The organism is Streptomyces sp. DSM 40868, from assembly GCF_011820545.1.
GTDB lineage: Bacteria > Actinomycetota > Actinomycetes > Streptomycetales > Streptomycetaceae > Streptomyces > Streptomyces eurythermus.
Genome location: NZ_CP050504.1, coordinates 1,604,809 through 1,621,889 on the forward strand (window position 1 = coordinate 1,604,809; position 17,081 = coordinate 1,621,889).

The 17,081-nt window shown below is 71.9% G+C and carries 15 protein-coding genes; 10 read left to right on the forward strand and 5 right to left on the reverse strand.

Going from position 1 to position 17,081, the window contains the following annotated elements; translation table 11 throughout:
• Positions 1 to 175: 175 nt before the first annotated feature.
• The 5 genes from HB370_RS07075 (at position 176) to HB370_RS07095 (ending at position 7,275) form a co-directional block, all read left to right on the forward strand.
• Positions 176 to 2,218: a peptidoglycan recognition family protein gene (locus HB370_RS07075; RefSeq protein WP_078637277.1), complete on the forward strand. Its 2,043-nt coding sequence runs from the start codon at positions 176 to 178 to the stop codon at positions 2,216 to 2,218.
• Positions 2,219 to 2,416: 198 nt separating this feature from the next.
• Positions 2,417 to 4,219: an ABC transporter ATP-binding protein gene (locus HB370_RS07080; protein WP_030775310.1), complete on the forward strand. Its 1,803-nt coding sequence runs from the start codon at positions 2,417 to 2,419 to the stop codon at positions 4,217 to 4,219.
• Positions 4,216 to 5,997: an ABC transporter ATP-binding protein gene (locus HB370_RS07085; protein WP_030775307.1), complete on the forward strand. Its 1,782-nt coding sequence runs from the start codon at positions 4,216 to 4,218 to the stop codon at positions 5,995 to 5,997. Before HB370_RS07080 ends, HB370_RS07085 begins: the two co-directional genes overlap by 4 nt.
• Before the next feature lie 492 nt (positions 5,998 to 6,489).
• Positions 6,490 to 6,960: a DUF5709 domain-containing protein gene (locus HB370_RS07090; RefSeq protein WP_030775305.1), complete on the forward strand. Its 471-nt coding sequence runs from the start codon at positions 6,490 to 6,492 to the stop codon at positions 6,958 to 6,960.
• Between the two features lie 51 nt (positions 6,961 to 7,011).
• The gene (locus HB370_RS07095) at positions 7,012 to 7,275 is read left to right on the forward strand and encodes a type B 50S ribosomal protein L31 (protein WP_030775303.1); all 264 of its coding nucleotides are present in this window, start codon (positions 7,012 to 7,014) and stop codon (positions 7,273 to 7,275) included.
• 164 nt (positions 7,276 to 7,439) lie between these two features.
• Here the strand turns inward: HB370_RS07095 and HB370_RS07100 are convergent, their stop codons facing one another.
• Positions 7,440 to 8,234, reverse strand: coding sequence for a metal-dependent hydrolase (locus tag HB370_RS07100; protein WP_030775301.1), 795 nt, complete (start codon positions 8,232 to 8,234; stop codon positions 7,440 to 7,442).
• Positions 8,235 to 8,379: 145 nt separating this feature from the next.
• Between HB370_RS07100 and HB370_RS07105 the strand changes: the two genes are divergently transcribed.
• Together HB370_RS07105 and HB370_RS07110 are read left to right on the forward strand one after the other, a co-directional pair.
• A complete protein-coding gene (locus tag HB370_RS07105; RefSeq protein WP_030775299.1) occupies positions 8,380 to 10,893 on the forward strand; it encodes a DEAD/DEAH box helicase in 2,514 nt (837 codons plus the stop codon).
• Positions 10,894 to 10,933: 40 nt separating this feature from the next.
• Positions 10,934 to 11,800, forward strand: coding sequence for an acyl-CoA thioesterase II (locus HB370_RS07110; RefSeq protein WP_030775297.1), 867 nt, complete (start codon positions 10,934 to 10,936; stop codon positions 11,798 to 11,800).
• A 31-nt stretch (positions 11,801 to 11,831) separates the two neighbouring features.
• On the opposite strand, the gene HB370_RS07115 is transcribed toward HB370_RS07110, so the two are convergent.
• Positions 11,832 to 13,010 (reverse strand): DUF6397 family protein, encoded by a 1,179-nt coding sequence (locus HB370_RS07115; protein ID WP_244405457.1) that lies wholly within the window; start codon positions 13,008 to 13,010, stop codon positions 11,832 to 11,834.
• Between the two features lie 126 nt (positions 13,011 to 13,136).
• Entirely contained in the window at positions 13,137 to 13,550 is a 414-nt protein-coding gene (locus HB370_RS07120) for a roadblock/LC7 domain-containing protein (protein WP_030775293.1), read from the reverse strand.
• Between the two features lie 91 nt (positions 13,551 to 13,641).
• Between HB370_RS07120 and HB370_RS07125 the strand changes: the two genes are divergently transcribed.
• Both HB370_RS07125 and HB370_RS07130 read left to right on the forward strand, forming a co-directional pair.
• Positions 13,642 to 14,070 carry a PPOX class F420-dependent oxidoreductase gene (locus tag HB370_RS07125; RefSeq protein WP_030775290.1) on the forward strand — a complete coding sequence of 143 codons (429 nt, stop codon included), beginning with the start codon at positions 13,642 to 13,644 and terminating at the stop codon, positions 14,068 to 14,070.
• Between the two features lie 82 nt (positions 14,071 to 14,152).
• Positions 14,153 to 14,752 (forward strand): class I SAM-dependent methyltransferase, encoded by a 600-nt coding sequence (locus HB370_RS07130; protein ID WP_030775288.1) that lies wholly within the window; start codon positions 14,153 to 14,155, stop codon positions 14,750 to 14,752.
• Between the two features lie 14 nt (positions 14,753 to 14,766).
• Here HB370_RS07130 and HB370_RS07135 read toward each other — a convergent pair whose 3' ends face one another.
• Positions 14,767 to 15,522 carry an alpha/beta fold hydrolase gene (locus HB370_RS07135; protein WP_030775287.1) on the reverse strand — a complete coding sequence of 252 codons (756 nt, stop codon included), beginning with the start codon at positions 15,520 to 15,522 and terminating at the stop codon, positions 14,767 to 14,769.
• A gap of 106 nt (positions 15,523 to 15,628) precedes the next feature.
• On the opposite strand from HB370_RS07135, the gene HB370_RS07140 reads away from it, so the two are divergent.
• Positions 15,629 to 16,162, forward strand: coding sequence for a PadR family transcriptional regulator (locus HB370_RS07140; protein WP_030775286.1), 534 nt, complete (start codon positions 15,629 to 15,631; stop codon positions 16,160 to 16,162).
• Here the strand turns inward: HB370_RS07140 and HB370_RS07145 are convergent.
• The gene (locus tag HB370_RS07145) at positions 16,139 to 17,044 is read right to left on the reverse strand and encodes an oxygenase MpaB family protein (protein WP_030775285.1); all 906 of its coding nucleotides are present in this window, start codon (positions 17,042 to 17,044) and stop codon (positions 16,139 to 16,141) included. The genes HB370_RS07140 and HB370_RS07145 overlap by 24 nt on opposite strands.
• Between the last annotated feature and the right edge of the window lie 37 nt (positions 17,045 to 17,081).

A 17,081-nucleotide genomic window follows, 5' to 3' on the forward strand; every position in this document is an offset into this window, starting at 1 on the left:
CCGGTGACGCTCGCCACGACACGGCGCTCGGGGCACGGAAACGTACGAGGGGTGGCGCGACGGGCAACTCCTTTGCCCTGGTTGCGAACGAGCGTGGTTGGGAGCCCCTGCAATGAGAAGAACTGTCGTTGCCCGCATTCCCGGTGCCGTCCGGAGATGCCGCCGTACAGCCTGTGTGATCGCGGGGGCGGCGCTGCTGCCACCGCTGCTGATCCTCCCGATGTCCGGCTGCGCCGATCCGTCCGACCGGCGGCTGCAGGACGCCTTCACGGACGCCGCGCGCGAGTTCCACGTGCCGCGCAGTGTCCTCATGAGCGTGTCCTACCTGCAGTCGCGCTGGGACTCCCACCCCGGCGCGCCCAGCGTCGCCGGCGGCTTCGGGCCGATGCACCTGCTGGACCCCGAGCTCGTCACGACGCCCGCCTCCTCCGCCGACCCGCGGGCGGCGGACGGCGTCCACGCGCAGCCCCGCGCCGCGGCCCCCGGACCGGCCGCCACGGGCGGCGCCGACACCTCGCCCGGCCACGCCGTGCAGCCCGCGGACCTGCCCCACGCGGCGCGGCTGATCCACGTCCCGGCCGAACAGCTGCGCAAGGACGCCGTCGCCAACGTACGCGGCGGCGCGGCGCTCCTGGCGGCCACGCAGCGGCAGCTCGGCAAGCCCCTCAGCGCCGACCCCGGGGACTGGTGGGAGGCGGTGGCGCGCTTCCCGGGAACCCGTGACGTCTCGTCGGCCGCCGCCTACGCCGACGACGTCTTCGCCCTGATCCGCCGGGGCGCGCACCGCACCACCGCCGAGGGACAGGAGGTCACGCTCCCCGCCACCCCCCGCGTCCGGCCGCGCCAGCACACTCCCACCGCCCAGGGCCCGCAGCGGCAGAAGGACGTCGAGTGCCCCGCGGAACTGGCCTGCGACTGGCTCGGCGCGCCGTACGAGGAGATCGACGACAGCGCGTACGGCAACCACGACCTGGCCGACCGCCCCAGGGACCAGCCGATCGAGTACATCGTCATCCACGACACCGAGGCGGAGCTGCCGAGCATGCTCCAGACGGTGCAGGACCCCACGGAGTCGTCGTGGCACTACTCGATCCGCTCCAGCGACGGCCACATCACCCAGCACGTCAAGACCAAGGACGAGGCCTGGCACTCCGGCAGCCAGTTCGTGAACGCCCGCTCCATCGGCATCGAGCACGAGGGGTTCCTCACCCAGCCGGGAACCTGGTACACGGAGCGGATGTACCGGGCCTCGGCGCGCCTGGTGAAGTACCTGGCGAAGAAGTACGCCATCCCGCTGGACCGGCAGCACATCTTCGGCCACGACAACGTGCCGGCCCCGACCGCCGGCAGCATTCCCGACATGCACGACGACCCCGGCCCCTTCTGGGACTGGCGCCACTACTTCGACCTCCTAGGCGCACCGCTGCGGGCCACGGCGGGACCGGACAGTGACATGGTGACCATCCTGCCCGACTACGCCACGCACAAGCCGGCGTTCACGGGCTGCACCGGCAGTGGTTCACCGTGTCGGCCGCACGGCTCCAGCGCCGTCCGCCTGTACACCGAGCCGAGCGAGCGCGCCCCGCTGATCCAGGACCCGGGCCGCAAACCGGACGGCGACGACTCCACCGTGGACGTCAACGACCTGGGCTCGCGGGTCTCCGCCGGCCAGACCTTCGCCGTGGCCGACCGCAGCGGCGACTGGACGGCGATCTGGTTCCAGGGCAACAAGGCCTGGTTCAGGAATCCCCAGGACCGTCCGACCGCCGTCGGCGCGGCCGGGCGCATGGTCACACCGAAAGAGGGTCTGGACGAGGTCCCGGTGTACGGGCGCGCCCTGCCGGAGGAGGAGGCGTACCCGGACGACGTGGACGAGCCGGACGAGTCACCGCTCCCGTACAGCTTCGAGGCGGGCCAGCGGTATGTGACGCAGTCAGGTGTCGGCAGCTCCTACACCGCCAAGTCCTTCAGCGACACGCCCAACCCCGTGGTGTGGGGCCGGGAGAAGTACTACGAGATCCAGTTCGGCCACCGGCTCGCGTACGTACGGGCCAGCGACGTGGACGTGGTGTCGTCGTCCGCCACGTCGGGGCCGCCGGAGAGCCCTGCCACCCGGACCGACCCCTCCGGTCCGGCAGCCCCGTCCGCCCCTGCCGGCCCGTCAAGCCCCGCTGGTCCCGCCGGTTCCGCCGGTGCCGCCGGTCCCGCCCGACGATGACCGCGCGGCAGCCGGGAAGCAGGGTCCCCGGCTGCCGGACGGCGGTGCCATGGCCGGAACACGGCCGATTTCGCGGTCCGTCGGGAAAACTGTTTGAAATTCACCACTGCATGACGTCAACCTTTCACGGCTTGTTGCCGCGCACCGCGGCGTTCCGCTCCTGCCCTGCCCTGCCCTGACACGAGCCACTGGGACGTCATGCAGATCCAAGACCTTCCGTATCCCGATCCGGGCGTGCCCGACGCGCGCTCGGGTCCCCGATTCCTGTGGTGGCTCTGGCGCAATCAGCTGGGTGGACAGCTGAAGTCGCTCGCCTGGGGCCTGCTTCACTTCGTCTCCGTCTCCGCCCTGCCCTTCTGCGTCGGTCTCGCCGTGCAGGCGGCCGTCGACCGCTCCGGCACCCGGCTCGCGCTGACGGGCGGTCTGCTGGTGCTGTGCGGCACGGGGCTCGCCGTCGGCGACACCTTGCTGCACCGCGCCGCCGTCACCAACTGGATCACCGCCGCCGCCCGCGTCCAGCAGCTGCTGGCGCGCAAGGCCGCCCACCTGGGGTCCGCCCTGACCCGGCGGGTGGCCGCCGGTGAGGTGGTGGCCGTGTCCACGGGTGACGTCGAGAAGATCGGCTGGTTCGTCGAGGCCGTCTCCCGCTTCACCGCCGCCGCCGTGACGGTGGTGATCGTCGCCGTCGCCCTGGTCGTGTACCAGCCCGCGCTCGGTGTGGTCGTCGCCGTGGGCCTGCCCGTCGTGGCGCTCGCGGTGCTGCCCCTGCTGCCCCGGGCGACCCGCCGCGCCGACGTCCAGCGCGAGAAGGCGGGCCGGGCCACCGAACTGGCCTCCGACACGGTCGCGGGTCTGCGGGTGCTGCGCGGCATCGGCGGTGAGGAACTGTTCCTGGACCGCTACCGCCGGGCCTCCCAGGAGGTACGGCACGCCGCCGTGCGCAGTGCCCGGATGTGGTCGCTGATCTCCGCCGTCCAGGTGCTGCTGCCCGGGCTGCTGCTGATCGCGGTCGTCTGGCGCGGCGTCGACCTGGCCCGCGCGGGCCGGATCGACGTCGGCGAACTCGTCACCGTCTACAGCGCGGTCATGATCCTCACCTACCCGCTGCGGCACTTCGAGGAGATCGCCATGGCGTACTCCTTCTCCCGCCCCTCGGCCAAGCGCGCCGCGCGTGTGCTGTCACTGGAGCGGTCCACGGACACCGACGGCACCCGCGAGGCCGGGGTGCCGGGCGGCGACCTGTACGACCCGGTGACCGGTCTGCTCGCTCCCGCCGGCCGGTTCACCGCCGTGGTGTGCGGTGACCCGGACGCGGCGGGCCGGCTGGCCGAGCGGCTCGGCGGCCACCCCGCCGAGCCGGACCGTTCGGTCCTGCTGGGCGGGGTACCCCTGGACGACCTGCCCCTCGACAGCGCCCGCACCGCCGTCCTCGTCCAGGACAAGGACCCGGTGCTGCTGTCCGGCACGCTGCGCGAGCTGCTGGACGTGCCCTCCTCCGGTGCCGTGCGGGCCGGGGACGCGCTGGCCGCGGCGCAGTGCGAGGACGTGCTGGACGCGCTGGTGCAGGGTTCGCTGGACGCCGCCGATCCGCTGGACGCCCGGATCACCGAGCGCGGCCGGTCCCTGTCCGGCGGCCAGCGCCAGCGGCTGGCGCTCGCCAGGTCGCTGATCACCGATCCGGAGGTGCTGGTGCTGGACGAGCCGACCTCCGCGGTCGACTCGCACACCGAGGCCCGGATCGCGGACGGGCTGCGCCGCCTGCGGTCGGGACGGACGACCGTGGTGTTCACCTCCTCGCCGCTGCTGCTCGACCGCGCGGACCAGGTCGCCCTGGTGCACGAGGGCCGGGTCGCGGCGGTCGGCCCGCACCGCGAGCTGATCGACGGCGAGTCCCGGTACCGGGCCGTGGTCACCCGGGAGACCGACGAGGAACTGGCCGCCGCCGACGGCATGCTGCTGGACGGGCTCCAGGAGCTGGAAGAGATCGAGGAGAGCGCATGATCGGCGTCGCACCGCCGGACCACGACCCGGCGGCCCCGACGACCGCCACCACCCTGCCCGTCGGCGCCGCCACGACCGTGCGCGCCTACGTCACCGAGCTGTTCCGCCGGCACCGCCGGGCCTTCCTGGTGCTCATCGCCGTCAACACGGTGGCCGTGATCGCCTCCATGGCGGGCCCGTACCTGCTGGGCGGGCTGGTCGAGCGGGTGTCGGACGGGGCCCGGGAACTCCACCTGGGGCTGACCGCCGGGCTGTTCGTGCTCGCGCTCGCCGTGCAGGCCGTGTTCGTCCGGCAGGTACGGCTGCGGGGCGCGATGCTCGGCGAGCGGATGCTGGCCGACCTGCGCGAGGACTTCCTCGTCCGGGCCGTGGGGCTGCCGCCGGGCGTGCTGGAACGGGCGGGCACCGGCGACCTGCTCTCCCGTATCACCACCGACATCGACCGGCTGGCCAACGCCATGCGCGAGGCCGTACCGCAGCTGGCCATCGGTGTCGTGTGGGCCCTGTTGTTGCTCGGCGGGCTGGTGGTGACGGCGCCGGCGCTGGCCGCCGCCGTGCTGCTCGCCGTGCCTGTCCTGGTGGTCGGCTGCCGCTGGTACTTCAAGCGGGCGCCGTCCGGCTACCGCTCGGAAGCCGCCGGGTACGCCGCCGTCGCCGCCGCGCTCGCCGAGACCGTGGACGCGGGCCACACCATCGAGGCGCACCGCCTCGGCGCCCGCCGCGTCGCCCTGTCCGAGCAGCGGATTTCCCAGTGGGTCGCGTGGGAGAGGTACACGCTCTGGCTCCGCTCCGTGCTCTTCCCGGTCATCAACACCGTCCACCTCCTCGTGCTCGGCTCGGTCCTGATGGTCGGCGGGGTGTTCGTGCTGCGGGGCTGGATAGGGGTGGGCCAGCTGACCACCGGCGCCCTCATCGCGCAGATGCTGGTCGACCCGGTCAACCTGATCCTGCGCTGGTACGACGAGGTGCAGGTCGCCCAGGTGTCGCTGGCCCGCCTGGTCGGTGTCCGGGACATCGAGCCGGACGCCGGGGACGCGGCACTGGTCCCCGAGGGACGGGTGATGGACGCCGACCGGGTGCGGTTCGGCTACCGGGAGGGTGTCGACGTGCTGCGCGAGGTCTCCCTGCGGGTCGCTCCGGGCACCCGGATGGCCCTCGTCGGCCCGTCCGGTGCGGGCAAGTCCACCCTGGGCCGGCTGCTCGCCGGGATCTACGCGCCCCGGGACGGCCGGGTCACCCTGGGCGGCGCGGAGCTGTCCCGGATGCCCGCCGAGCGCGTCCGCGCGCAGGTCGCCCTGGTCAACCAGGAGCACCATGTCTTCGTGGGCTCCCTGCGCGACAACCTCCTGCTGGCCCGCACCGACGCCACGGACGCCGAGCTGTGGGCGGCCCTCGGCGCGGTCGACGCGGACGGCTGGGCGCGGGCCCTGGACGACGGCTTGGACACCGAGGTCGGCTCCGGCGGTCTCGCGCTGACCCCGGCACAGGCACAGCAGATCGCGCTGGCCCGGCTGGTGCTCGCCGATCCGCACACGCTGGTCCTGGACGAGGCGACCTCGCTGCTCGACCCTCGTGCGGCCCGCCATCTGGAACGCTCCCTGGCGCGGGTTCTCGACGGCCGCACCGTGGTGGCCATCGCCCACCGGCTGCACACCGCCCATGACGCCGACGTGATCGCCGTCGTCGAGAACGGCCGGATCAGCGAGCTGGGCAGCCACGAGGAGCTGGTCGCGGCGGAGGGTGCGTACGCGGCACTCTGGCGCTCCTGGCACGGGTGAGGACCGGACGGGGATGCGGGTGGGCACCCCCGCGGGGGACGGCCCCCTGGGAGAGGTGGCAGAGGCCGGCCGTCCGGGGGTGCGCGCGGGGGCGCCGACCGTGATGACGGCGGTCGATCCGGCAGGGGCGCAGGCGCCTGATGCCCTGGCCGCAGACGGCGCCCCTCCAGCCCGGCTCCGGGCAACCGGGTCGCGGAGCCGTCCCTCTGCCGCGCTCCGGGGCCCCGTGAGAGCGGGGCAGAGGGCCCCTCGGATTGCCGCGCTCTGATGCCCGGTGGGCTCCGTCCGGACCCGCGGCGCGGCTGGGCGCTCGGCCCCGGGGCCGTGCCGTTGCGCGGTGCCGATCCGGGGTGGAAGGCTGGAAAGCGGCAGCGGCTCGGGGCGCGCCCGGGGACCAGCCGGTTCACGGCGTGGGACCTTCGTGCCGCGCGTGCCGACGGCTCGCCGTCCGCTGGGGCGGCATCCGGCCGCCCTCACCATCTGGAGGTAGTCGTGGACAACGCCGACGGTTGGGGGGATGACGTCTACCAGCCCGATCCCTCGGAGATCCGGGAGGACTCGGGGGTGCTCGACGTCGAGGACACCCTGGACTTCGACGGCGTCGCCGACCCCCTCGACCGCGGCTGGTCCCCTCCCGAGCGACCGTGGGCGGTGGAACACGTCGGTGTGACGGCGGCCGAACGCCAGGCGGGCGAGACCCTCGACCAACGGCTCGCCGAAGAGCTGCCCGATCTCCCCGCGCCCGACGGTGACGGCATCGGGGACTGCGAGGGCACCGACGGGGAACCCCTCGACAATGAGGTCGGCAACTTCCGGTCCGGCCGGCTGGTGGCACCCGACGAGGGCGCGCACGAGGACGAGGAGGCCGCGCTCGTCGCCACCGACGTCGGCATCGACGGGGCCGCCGCCTCCGCAGAGGAGGCCGCGGTGCACATCGTCGACGAGGACGCCCTCCCCGGCTGAGCCGGACAGTCCGGACGCCTCCGTCCCGACCATCCGTCCCGAGGAGCCGCCATGCAGCAGGACAAGCACCCCGACTACCACCCCGTGGTCTTCCGCGACCGCGCCGCCGGGTACGCCTTCCTTACAAAGTCCACCGCCCAGAGCGAACAGAGCATCGAGTGGGACGACGGCCAGAGCTACCCGGTGATCGACGTGGAGATCTCCTCGGAGAGCCACCCCTTCTACACCGGCAAGGCGCGCACGGTCGACACCGAGGGCCGCATCGCCCGCTTCGAGCGCCGGTACGGCACGGCGGACGGGGGCGAGCCGGGCTGATCCGGCGCTCTCCGCCGGATCGCGGGCCACCGCCGAGGAACCGGCCCGTTCACGGCCCGGTGCGAAGGACGCCTGCGAAACTCCGCCTCCCCCCGGTGTCCTGGCCCGGGCGGGGCCTGCCCGATCCTCCCCCGCCCGATCGCGAGCCGGTGGCGTCGGCTTGGTCAGATCACATTGAGGGCCGCGGCGCAGCCGACCCCGCCGAGCAGCATGAACGTCGGCATCAGCACCTTGAGCTCGATCCAGCTGCCCGCCCGGAACCGCATCGCCTTCGGCGGCCCCACCGGGTACCAGCGCTTGCGGCCCACCGGGATCGGCCACAGGATCGGGCAGCCGGACACGGTCAGCGCGTCCCCGATGTCGTGCACCAGCGCGCCGAGCACGACCGGCAGCCCCAGCCACACGTACTCCTGCCCCGGCGCGGTGAACAGCCAGTCGGAACCATGGCCCGGCTTGTCCAGCACTCCGGCCAGGATCCACGCGCTGGTCGCCGCCAGCAGCCAGACCAGGACATCGCTGCTGGAGCCGCGTGCCGCCCGCCACAGCAGACCTTCGATCGCCAGCACCATGTGCACGAAGAGGATCGCCAGCACCCCCCAGCGGCCCCCGGCGATCGCCACGGCGGAGCAGCCCGCCCCGATCAGGACGGCCCACACCCAGGTGTGCGTCAGCGTGCGGTGTCCGCCGGAGCGCCGCGGGTCGCCCTGCTTCCTGGTCGCCTTGTAGACGGTGTAGGAGAGTTTGTCCACGATCTCGCAGATCCCGCGGGACAGCGGCCCGAAGGCCCGCGAGATGGTGGCCGCCTTGTGGTCGAGGTCCGGGGCGAGCGCTGCGCCGGCGCAGATCAGGGCGCCGCAGAGGAGGACCGGCCAGGGCATGGGATGTCCGGCCGCCGCTGTGGCGGCTCCCACCCCCAGCCAGGCAGCGGCCCCCGACAGTGAGTGTGCTGGTCCCATCATGGCCGCTTCCCGCCCTATTCCTCATGTCGCGCTGCCCAGTTGACCTGGTGCGCTGACGCCTCGCCGGCCACACAGCGTAGCTTCCATGATCTTCGTACCCGCAGCCGATTCCCCGCTCGGGCGGTGGGCCAGGCAAGATGGGGGCGTGACCCTCATCGATCAGCTGCCGCCGACCGCCGACCCCGACGCCCTGTACGAGGCCTTCGAGTCCTGGGCCCAGGAGCGCGGCCTCACCCTCTATCCCCACCAGGAGGAGGCGCTGATCGAGGTGGTCTCCGGGGCGAACGTGATCGTGTCGACGCCCACCGGATCCGGCAAGAGCATGATCGCCGCGGGCGCGCACTTCGCCGCGCTGGCCCGGGACGAGGTCACCTTCTACACGGCGCCGATCAAGGCCCTGGTGTCGGAGAAGTTCTTCGAGCTGTGCAAGCTCTTCGGCACCGAGAACGTCGGCATGCTCACCGGCGACGCCTCCGTGAACGCCGACGCGCCCGTCATCTGCTGCACCGCCGAGGTGCTGGCGTCGATCGCGTTGCGGGACGGCAAGCACGCGGACGTCGGCCAGGTCGTCATGGACGAGTTCCACTTCTACGCCGAGGGGGACCGGGGCTGGGCCTGGCAGATCCCGTTGCTGGAACTCCCCCAGGCGCAGTTCATCCTGATGTCGGCCACTTTGGGTGATGTGTCCTTCTTCGAGAAGGATCTCACCCGCCGTACCGGCCGCCCCACCTCGGTGGTCCGCTCCGCGACCCGCCCGGTGCCCCTGTCCTACGAGTACAAGCTGACCCCGCTCACCGAGACGCTCACCGACCTGCTGGAGAGCAAGCAGGCCCCGGTGTACATCGTGCACTTCACGCAGGCGCAGGCTGTGGAACGGGCGCAGGCGCTGATGAGCATCAACATGTGCTCGCGCGAGGAGAAGGACCAGATCGCCGAGCTGATCGGCAACTTCCGCTTCACCACCAAGTTCGGCCGCAACCTCTCCCGTTACGTACGGCACGGCATCGGCGTGCACCACGCCGGCATGCTGCCCAAGTACCGGCGTCTGGTGGAGAAGCTCGCCCAGGCCGGACTGCTGAAGGTCATCTGCGGCACGGACACGCTCGGCGTGGGCGTCAACGTGCCCATCCGCACGGTGCTGTTCACCGCACTGACCAAGTACGACGGCAGCCGGGTGCGCACCCTGCGGGCCCGTGAGTTCCACCAGATCGCGGGCCGGGCCGGCCGGGCCGGTTTCGACACCGCGGGACTCGTGGTCGCGCAGGCGCCGGAGCACGTCATCGAGAACGAGAAGGCGCTGGCGAAGGCGGGCGACGACCCGAAGAAGCGGCGCAAGGTGGTGCGCAAGAAGGCGCCGGAGGGCTTTGTCGGCTGGACCGAGAACACCTTCCAGAAGCTGATCGAGTCGGAACCGGAGCCGCTGACCTCGCGTTTCCGGGTGACGCACACGATGCTGCTGTCGGTGATCGCCCGTCCGGGCAACGCGTTCGAGGCGATGCGCCACCTCCTGGAGGACAATCACGAGCCGCGCAAGCAGCAGCTGCGGCACATCCGCCGGGCCATCGCGATCTACCGCTCGCTGCTCGACGGCGGAATCGTCGAGAAGCTCGACAAGCCCGATGCCGAAGGCCGCATCGTCCGGCTCACGGTCGATCTCCAGCAGGACTTCGCGCTGAACCAGCCGCTGTCCACGTTCGCGCTGGCGGCGTTCGAACTCCTCGATCCCGAGTCGCCGTCCTACGCCCTCGACATGGTCTCCGTGGTCGAGTCCACCCTGGACGACCCTCGGCAGATCCTCGTCGCCCAGCAGAACAAGGCGCGCGGCGAGGCCGTGGCCGCGATGAAGGCGGACGGGGTCGAGTACGAGGAGCGCATGGAGCGCCTGCAGGACATCACGTACCCGAAGCCGCTGGAAGAGCTGCTCTTCCACGCCTACAACACCTACCGCAAGAGCCACCCGTGGGTCGGCGACCACCCGCTGTCGCCGAAGTCGGTGGTCCGGGACATGTACGAGCGGGCGATGTCCTTCACGGAGCTGGTGTCCTTCTACGAGCTGGCCCGCACCGAGGGCATCGTGCTGCGTTACCTCGCCAGCGCCTACAAGACCCTGGACCACACCATCCCGGACGACCTGAAGTCCGAGGACCTGCAGGACCTGATCGAGTGGCTGGGCGAGATGGTGCGCCAGGTGGACTCCAGCCTGCTGGACGAGTGGGAGCAGCTCGCCAACCCGGAGGAGATGACCGCCGAGGAGGCCCAGGAGAAGGCCGACGAGGTCAAGCCGGTCACGACCAACGCCCGCGCCTTCCGGGTCCTCGTCCGCAACGCCATGTTCCGCCGCGTGGAGCTGGCCGCCCTGGACCAGGTCGAGGAACTGGGCGAGCTGGACGCCGAGTCCGGCTGGGACGCCGACGCCTGGGGCGAGGCGATGGACAAGTACTGGGACGAGTACGACGACCTCGGCACCGGTCCCGACGCCCGTGGTCCCAAGCTCCTTGTCATCAAGGAGGAGCCGGAGAACGGCCTCTGGCGCGTCCGTCAGATCTTCGACGACCCGAACGGTGACCACGACTGGGGCATCAGCGCGGAGATCGATCTCGTGGCCTCCGACGCCGAGGGCCGTGCGGTCGTCCGTGTCACCGACGTCGGCCAGCTGTGAGCCGTTCACGGCCAGTGGCAAGCCAAGGAGAAACCCATCGATGACGAATCCGGCCGAGAGACTGGTCGACCTGCTCGACCTGGAGCAGATAGAGGTCAACATCTTCCGTGGCCGCAGCCCGCAGGAGTCCCTCCAGCGGGTCTTCGGCGGCCAGGTGGCCGGCCAGGCGCTGGTCGCCGCCGGCCGCACCACGGACGGCGATCGCCCGGTGCACTCACTGCACGCGTACTTCCTGCGCCCCGGCCGGCCGGGCGTGCCGATCGTGTACCAGGTGGAACGGGTCCGCGACGGGCGTTCCTTCACGACGCGCCGGGTCACGGCCGTGCAGCAGGGCCGCACGATCTTCAATCTGACCGCCTCCTTTCACAAGCCTGAGGAAGGACCTTTCGAGCACCAGCTGCCGCCGGCCCGTGAGGTGCCGCACCCGGAGTCGCTGCCGACGGTCTCGGAGGAGATCCGCAAGCATCTGGGCACGCTGCCGGAGCAGCTGGAACGAATGGCGCGCCGCCAGCCCTTCGACATCCGCTACGTCGACCGGCTGCGCTGGAACGCCGAGGAGATCGAGGGGGCCGAGCCGCGCAGCGCCGTGTGGATGCGCGCGGTGGGGCCGCTGGGCGACGACCCCCTGGTGCACACCTGCGCGCTGACCTATGCCAGTGACATGACCCTCCTGGACGCGGTCCGCATCCCGGTGGAGCCGCTGTGGGGCCCGCGCAACTTCGACTTGGCCTCGCTGGACCACGCCATGTGGTTCCACCGGCCCTTCCGCGCGGACGAGTGGTTCCTCTACGACCAGGAGTCCCCGATCGCCATCGGCGGGCGTGGGCTGGCCCGCGGGCGTATCTACGACCTGGAGGGACGACTGCTCGTATCGGTCGTCCAGGAAGGTCTGTTCCGGGCGCTGTAGCCCCCGCGGCCAGGGCTCCCCGACAAGGCGCTCACACCCGCGCGGGCCCTGTGCGTCGTGGGCTTCTCCGCCGGAGCCAGGCCCGCAGGCCGCGGGGTGGCCGCTGTGGACCGGGCTGTGCCCGCCCGTGACCCCTGGGCGCGGTCGGCACCGCCGGCCTGGTGGCCGACATCGGCTCGGGGGGCCGTACCACCGGCTCGCAAGACCGCGCCGTCGGCCGCGCGGGCCGTGCCGACGGCTCCTCGGTCCGCGCGGCCGGCTCGGTGAGTCGTCGCGTCAACTCCGCGGAGGGGCTTTCCGGTCCCGGAGACGATGCCGTCGGCTTCGGGAACGTCGTCGTCTCCTCCGCGCGTCCCGTCACCGTACGGGCCATCGGTGGGATGGGCCGTGGAGCCGTGCGGATCACCGGCGGGATGGGGCGGGCGGCCGGGCGCGCGACGGGTGAGACGCTGCGGGCCTCCGCGACCAGGCGCGCCAGCTCGCTGCGCAGCCAGCCGATCTCGTCCGCGTCCTGCGCCGTCGTGATCTGCTCGGCTGCGTGCGTGACGGGTGATCCGGGACCGCCGTACCCGGGTGGCATGGGCCGGAACCGGTTCAGCTGCGCCCGTTCGTACGGATCCTTGACGATGTCCGCGACATCGACGGGCGTGAGGAAGGCGGCCACGGCCCCGGCGCGGGCCCAGGGGCCCTCGGCCCGCCGGAGCAGGAGTCCAAGGTGGCGTCCGCGCCAGTTGCGTGCCCGCAGGTCCACTCCCGCCGCCAGCTGGCCGCGCAGCGTCTCGGGCGTACGCCCCTTGAGCAGGTGCGCGTTCTGCGGTCCGGTCGCGAACTGGCGTAGATCTTCCGCGAGGTAGAGCCAGACCACGGATCGGTAGCGGTTGAGGTAGAACGTGACGGGCACGAGCAGGCCCAGGCGGGCGAGCCGACTGAACCTGCCGGCCGGGATCTCCATGAGGGCGGCCCCCTCGGCCGTCCCCACGACCCGCACCCGGTCCAGGAGGGAGTCGGGGAAGCCGTCCTGGGCTCGGACGCGCTCGATCTCCGCGCGTTCCACGCGACGGCCCCCTCCCCCTCCCTCGTCGGGCACGGTGCGGATGCAGCCGAGTTGTACGGCGCGGTCGAAATCGCCTCGCCTGAGCCCCAGCTCGCGGGCGGCATGGCTCGGCTTGCAGGTGTCGGGACGGGTGGGATCGAAAAGGTCGGCCGACATGGTCGTACTCCCCCGTGGAGTCCTTGGCTCACGCCCTGTGCGTTCGCCGTTCACCCACCGTAGCCGGTTCTTCGCCGGCTCGTTCCGGGCCTGTGGATAACTCCACGGGGGTAGAAAAACCGCAGGTCAGGCGTCTGCTTTGCGTGTTCGTTCGGGTTGCCTGGCATCGATGCCGAGGTGTTCGCCGACCCGGTTGACGAGCAGGGTCATCTCGTAGGCGATCTGACCGATGTCGGCCTCCGCCCCGGTGAGCACGCACAGACAGCTGCCGGTGCCGGCCGCGGTCACGAACAGCACGGCATCGTCGTACTCGATCATCGTCTGGCGCACCCTGCCCGCGCCGAAGTGTCGTCCCGAGCCCTTGGCCAGGCTGTGCAGTCCGGACGCCACGGCGGCCAGATGCTCGGCGTCCTCACGGCGTAGGCCCGTGCTCGCCGCGGTGACCAGCCCGTCGTTCGACAGGACCAGCGAGTGGCGGACGTGGTCCACCCGCTCGGTCAGATCGTCCAGGAGCCAGCCGAGGCCCTGGTTCTGCGCCATGTCCCTCTCCCCGTGTGATGTCTCCCCCTGGCTGGAGGAACTCTCCGCCAGCCTTCCCCACGACCGGCGTGCGGGCAAGCAGGATGGGCGCATGGCAGAGAAGATGACCGATGAGGAGTGGCGGGCGTTCGTCTCGGACGGCACCCGCACCGGCAAACTGTCCACCGTTCGCGCCGATGGGAGCCCGCATGTGGCCCCGGTCTGGTTTCTCCTCGATGGAGACGACCTGGTGCTCACCACCGGCAAGGACACCGTGAAAGGGCGCAATCTGACCCGTGACGGCCGGGTCGCCCTGTGCGTGGACGACGACCGTCCGCCGTTCCACTTCGTGGTGCTGAACGGCGAGGCCGAGGTGTCGGAGGATCTGGCCGAACTCCGTCAGTGGGCCACCCGGATCGCGGCCCGCTACGTGGGCGAGGACGACGCCGAGGAGTACGGCGCCCGCAATGGCGTACCGGGCGAACTCCTCGTGCGTGTCAGCATCGACAACGTGGTGGCGGTACGGGACCTCGCGGCCTGAGCCGCGGGAGCGCGCGTTGCGGTCACCCCGGTGACCGGCGGCGCCGGCGAAGGCCGGGCGGCGGTGCGGGATCATGCGGAGCATGAGCGACGACCACACACATGTCCAGGAGTTCTTCACCGCCCGGGCCGCCGACTGGGACAGCCGGTTCCCGGATGACGGCCCTGCCTACGCGGCAGCCGTCGCCGACCTCGGGTTGCGCGAGGGGGACCGCGTCCTGGACGCGGGCTGCGGCACGGGGCGGGCCCTGCCGCCCCTGCGGGCCGCCGTCGGCCCCTCCGGCGTGGTGCTGGGAGCCGATCTGACCCCGGCGATGCTCCAGGCCGCCGTACAAGCCGGGCGGCACCGCTCGGGAAGGCTGCTGCTCGCGGACGTCGCCGCGTTGCCGCTGCGGTCGGGCTGTCTGGACGCCGTGTTCGCGGCCGGTCTGATCGCCCATCTGCCGCATCCGGCGGAGAACCTGCGGGAACTGGCCCGCGCGGTGCGGCGGGGAGGCGTGCTCGGGCTCTTCCATCCGATCGGCCGTGCCGCCCTGGCCGCACGCCAAGGCCGCCGGATCACGCCCGACGACCTGCGGGCCGAGGCCAATCTCCGGCCGCTGCTGGCACGTTCGGGCTGGCGCATGACGTCGTACGTGGACGAGGACGCCCGTTTCCTCGCGCTCGCGGTGCGCGAGGACTGAACCGCCGCGCCGGATCAGACCGTGCCGGCGACTGCTGCCGCGAAGGCGCCGGGGTTGTCGAACATGACGTTGTGCCCGGCCTCGGGCACCGTCACCACGCGGACTCCGGCGGCTTCCAGGCTCTCGCGGCCCGCGAGTTCGCCGCTGGCCTCGCCCTGGAGGAAGATCCGGTCGACGGGCAGTCCTTCCAGGAGCGTACGCATCACGGGGCTGGAGCCCCGGCACAGACCGACGGCGCTGCGATGCAGGGCGCGCGGATCGGTCAGCCGCATGGTGGCCGCCCACAGCGGGCCCACCTCGCCCAGCACGCGCGCGTACCCCTCCTCGACGAACTCCTCCTCTTCGTAGGCGGCGATGCCGCTGCTGGCGGCGGTCGACGGCGGAAAGGCGTCCAGGTTGGCCTCTGTCAGCACCAGCCGCGAGACGAGGTCGGGCCGCCGGTGGGCAAGGACGATGGCCACGGCACCGCCCATGCTGTGCGCGATCAGTTCGGCGCTCGTGACTCCGGCCGCATCCAGTGCGACCGCAACGGCGTGGGCGTGGTCGTCCAGGGTGTAGCCGAAGTCCTGCGGGCGGTCGCTCGTGCCGTGCCCGGGCAGGTCGACAAGCAGGCTGCGCCTGCCGGCCAGTTCGGGCCGGGCGGCGATGTGGGCGTGGTAGACGGCGGACATGGATCCCAGCCCGTGCAGATACACCCGGGCGGGCTCCGCCCCAGGCACCTCGGCCCACCGGATGTGGCTGCCCCTGCTGTCGAACGCGGCCTGCCGCATGTGCCCCTCCCTGTACTTGCAACGACACCACACGATACCTCGTTGCCGATGTATACCGTCAATGCGGTACTGGAATGGCGATGTACCCCTGCGGAAGAATGCGGGCATGCTCGAACTCGCCATCCTCGGTTTCCTGTACGACGCGCCGCTGCACGGATACGTCCTGCGCCGCCACATCGCCGCGCTCACCGGGCATGTGCGCCCGGTCGCGGAGAGCACGTTGTACCCGGCGATCAAACGGCTGGAGAAGGCGGGCCTGCTGGTACGGGCCACCGAGCCCGGTGCCGTCGCCGCACCGCGCCATGTGCTGACGCTGACCGAGGAGGGCGGACGCGAGCTGATGCGCCGGCTCGCCGAGCCCGCCCAGCGGGAGATCACCGACGAGAACCACTGGTTCACGCTGCTGGCGTTCCTGCGGCACTTGGCCGATCCCGCCGCGCAGGCGGCCGTGCTGCGACGTCGGCTGGCCTTCCTGGAGGAGCCGGCGAGCTTCTTCTACGACGGCGACCGTCCGCTGAGCGCCGAGGAACTGGACGACCCCTTCCGGCGGGGCGTCCTCACCATCGCGCGTGCCACGAGCCGGGCCGAACTGGCCTGGCTGCGGGACACCCTCGCGTCACTCGACGGGGTCGGGCGCTGACGTGTCCCGGTGCCGCACCGGGCAGCCGCGCAGCCCGGGAACCGGCCGGGTCCCCAGGTCGGCCACGCGGTAGCCGTCGGGGTAGCCCTTGATCTCCCGATTCTGACGCGCGAAGTGCGGGCTGCGGCGCGGCGGCAGGAGCCGGACCAGGCGGCCGCGCGTCCATACGGCCCGGCGCACCAGCGCGGTGGCCGCCGCGCCGGGTTTCGGGTAGTGGAAGGCGCGTAGGAGCGGCTCGTCGAGCAGGGCGAGTGTCACCGTGCGCAGCAGCGGGGCCAGGGGACGCGGGTACCAGGAGGCCATCAGTGCGAGCGTGGCGTCGGAGACCCGCCGGGCCTCCTCGTCCCAGCCGAAGTGGGCTTCTTCGTAGGAGTCGAGAAGGGCTTCGAACTCCTCGTAGGTGCGGGGGATGTCCGGGATGCCCATGTGCCGGCCGAGAGTGCGGTAGTACTCGGCGGTGGCGATGATCTCGTGGCGGGACAGCCGTCGCCAGCCATAGGTGTCGATCCAGCGCCTGGGCACCACCACGAAGGTGCTCAGCACATACCGCATGTCGTCGTCGCTGATGTCGTAACTGCGGTGCATCTGGTTGATGCGGCGGATCGCCGTGCGCCCCTGCTCCGCGGCGAAGCCGTGCTCCAGGACGGTGTCGAGCAGGAGCGACGTGTCGTCGTACCGCTTCTGCGTGCGCTCGGTCAGTTCCGCCGTCCGCGCGAGCAGCCGTCCGATGCTCGGTACCGCGTAGGTGCGGTACAGGGCCAGTTCCAGGGCGCGCGTGTAGTCCCAGGGGAACTCCAAGGACACGCTGATCCGGTAGATCTCCAGTGCGTCCGCCACCGGGTCCAGCCGACGGATCCGCTCCAGATGTTCGAACCGCTTCACCGCGTCGCCCCTTCTGCCGTCGAAACTCCAACTCTAC

Bases quoted from the DNA above. Each gene is read 5' to 3' on its own strand.
- HB370_RS07080 (WP_030775310.1), top strand. From the start codon at position 2,417: ATGCAGATCCAAGACCTTCCGTATCCCGATCCGGGCGTGCCCGACGCG.
- HB370_RS07085 (WP_030775307.1), top strand. From the start codon at position 4,216: ATGATCGGCGTCGCACCGCCGGACCACGACCCGGCGGCCCCGACGACC.
- HB370_RS07095 (WP_030775303.1), top strand. From the start codon at position 7,012: ATGCAGCAGGACAAGCACCCCGACTACCACCCCGTGGTCTTCCGCGAC.
- HB370_RS07100 (WP_030775301.1), bottom strand. From the start codon at position 8,234: ATGATGGGACCAGCACACTCACTGTCGGGGGCCGCTGCCTGGCTGGGG.
- HB370_RS07110 (WP_030775297.1), top strand. From the start codon at position 10,934: ATGACGAATCCGGCCGAGAGACTGGTCGACCTGCTCGACCTGGAGCAG.
- HB370_RS07115 (WP_244405457.1), bottom strand. From the start codon at position 13,010: ATGTCGGCCGACCTTTTCGATCCCACCCGTCCCGACACCTGCAAGCCG.
- HB370_RS07120 (WP_030775293.1), bottom strand. From the start codon at position 13,550: ATGGCGCAGAACCAGGGCCTCGGCTGGCTCCTGGACGATCTGACCGAG.
- HB370_RS07125 (WP_030775290.1), top strand. From the start codon at position 13,642: ATGGCAGAGAAGATGACCGATGAGGAGTGGCGGGCGTTCGTCTCGGAC.
- HB370_RS07130 (WP_030775288.1), top strand. From the start codon at position 14,153: ATGAGCGACGACCACACACATGTCCAGGAGTTCTTCACCGCCCGGGCC.
- HB370_RS07135 (WP_030775287.1), bottom strand. From the start codon at position 15,522: ATGCGGCAGGCCGCGTTCGACAGCAGGGGCAGCCACATCCGGTGGGCC.
- HB370_RS07140 (WP_030775286.1), top strand. From the start codon at position 15,629: ATGCTCGAACTCGCCATCCTCGGTTTCCTGTACGACGCGCCGCTGCAC.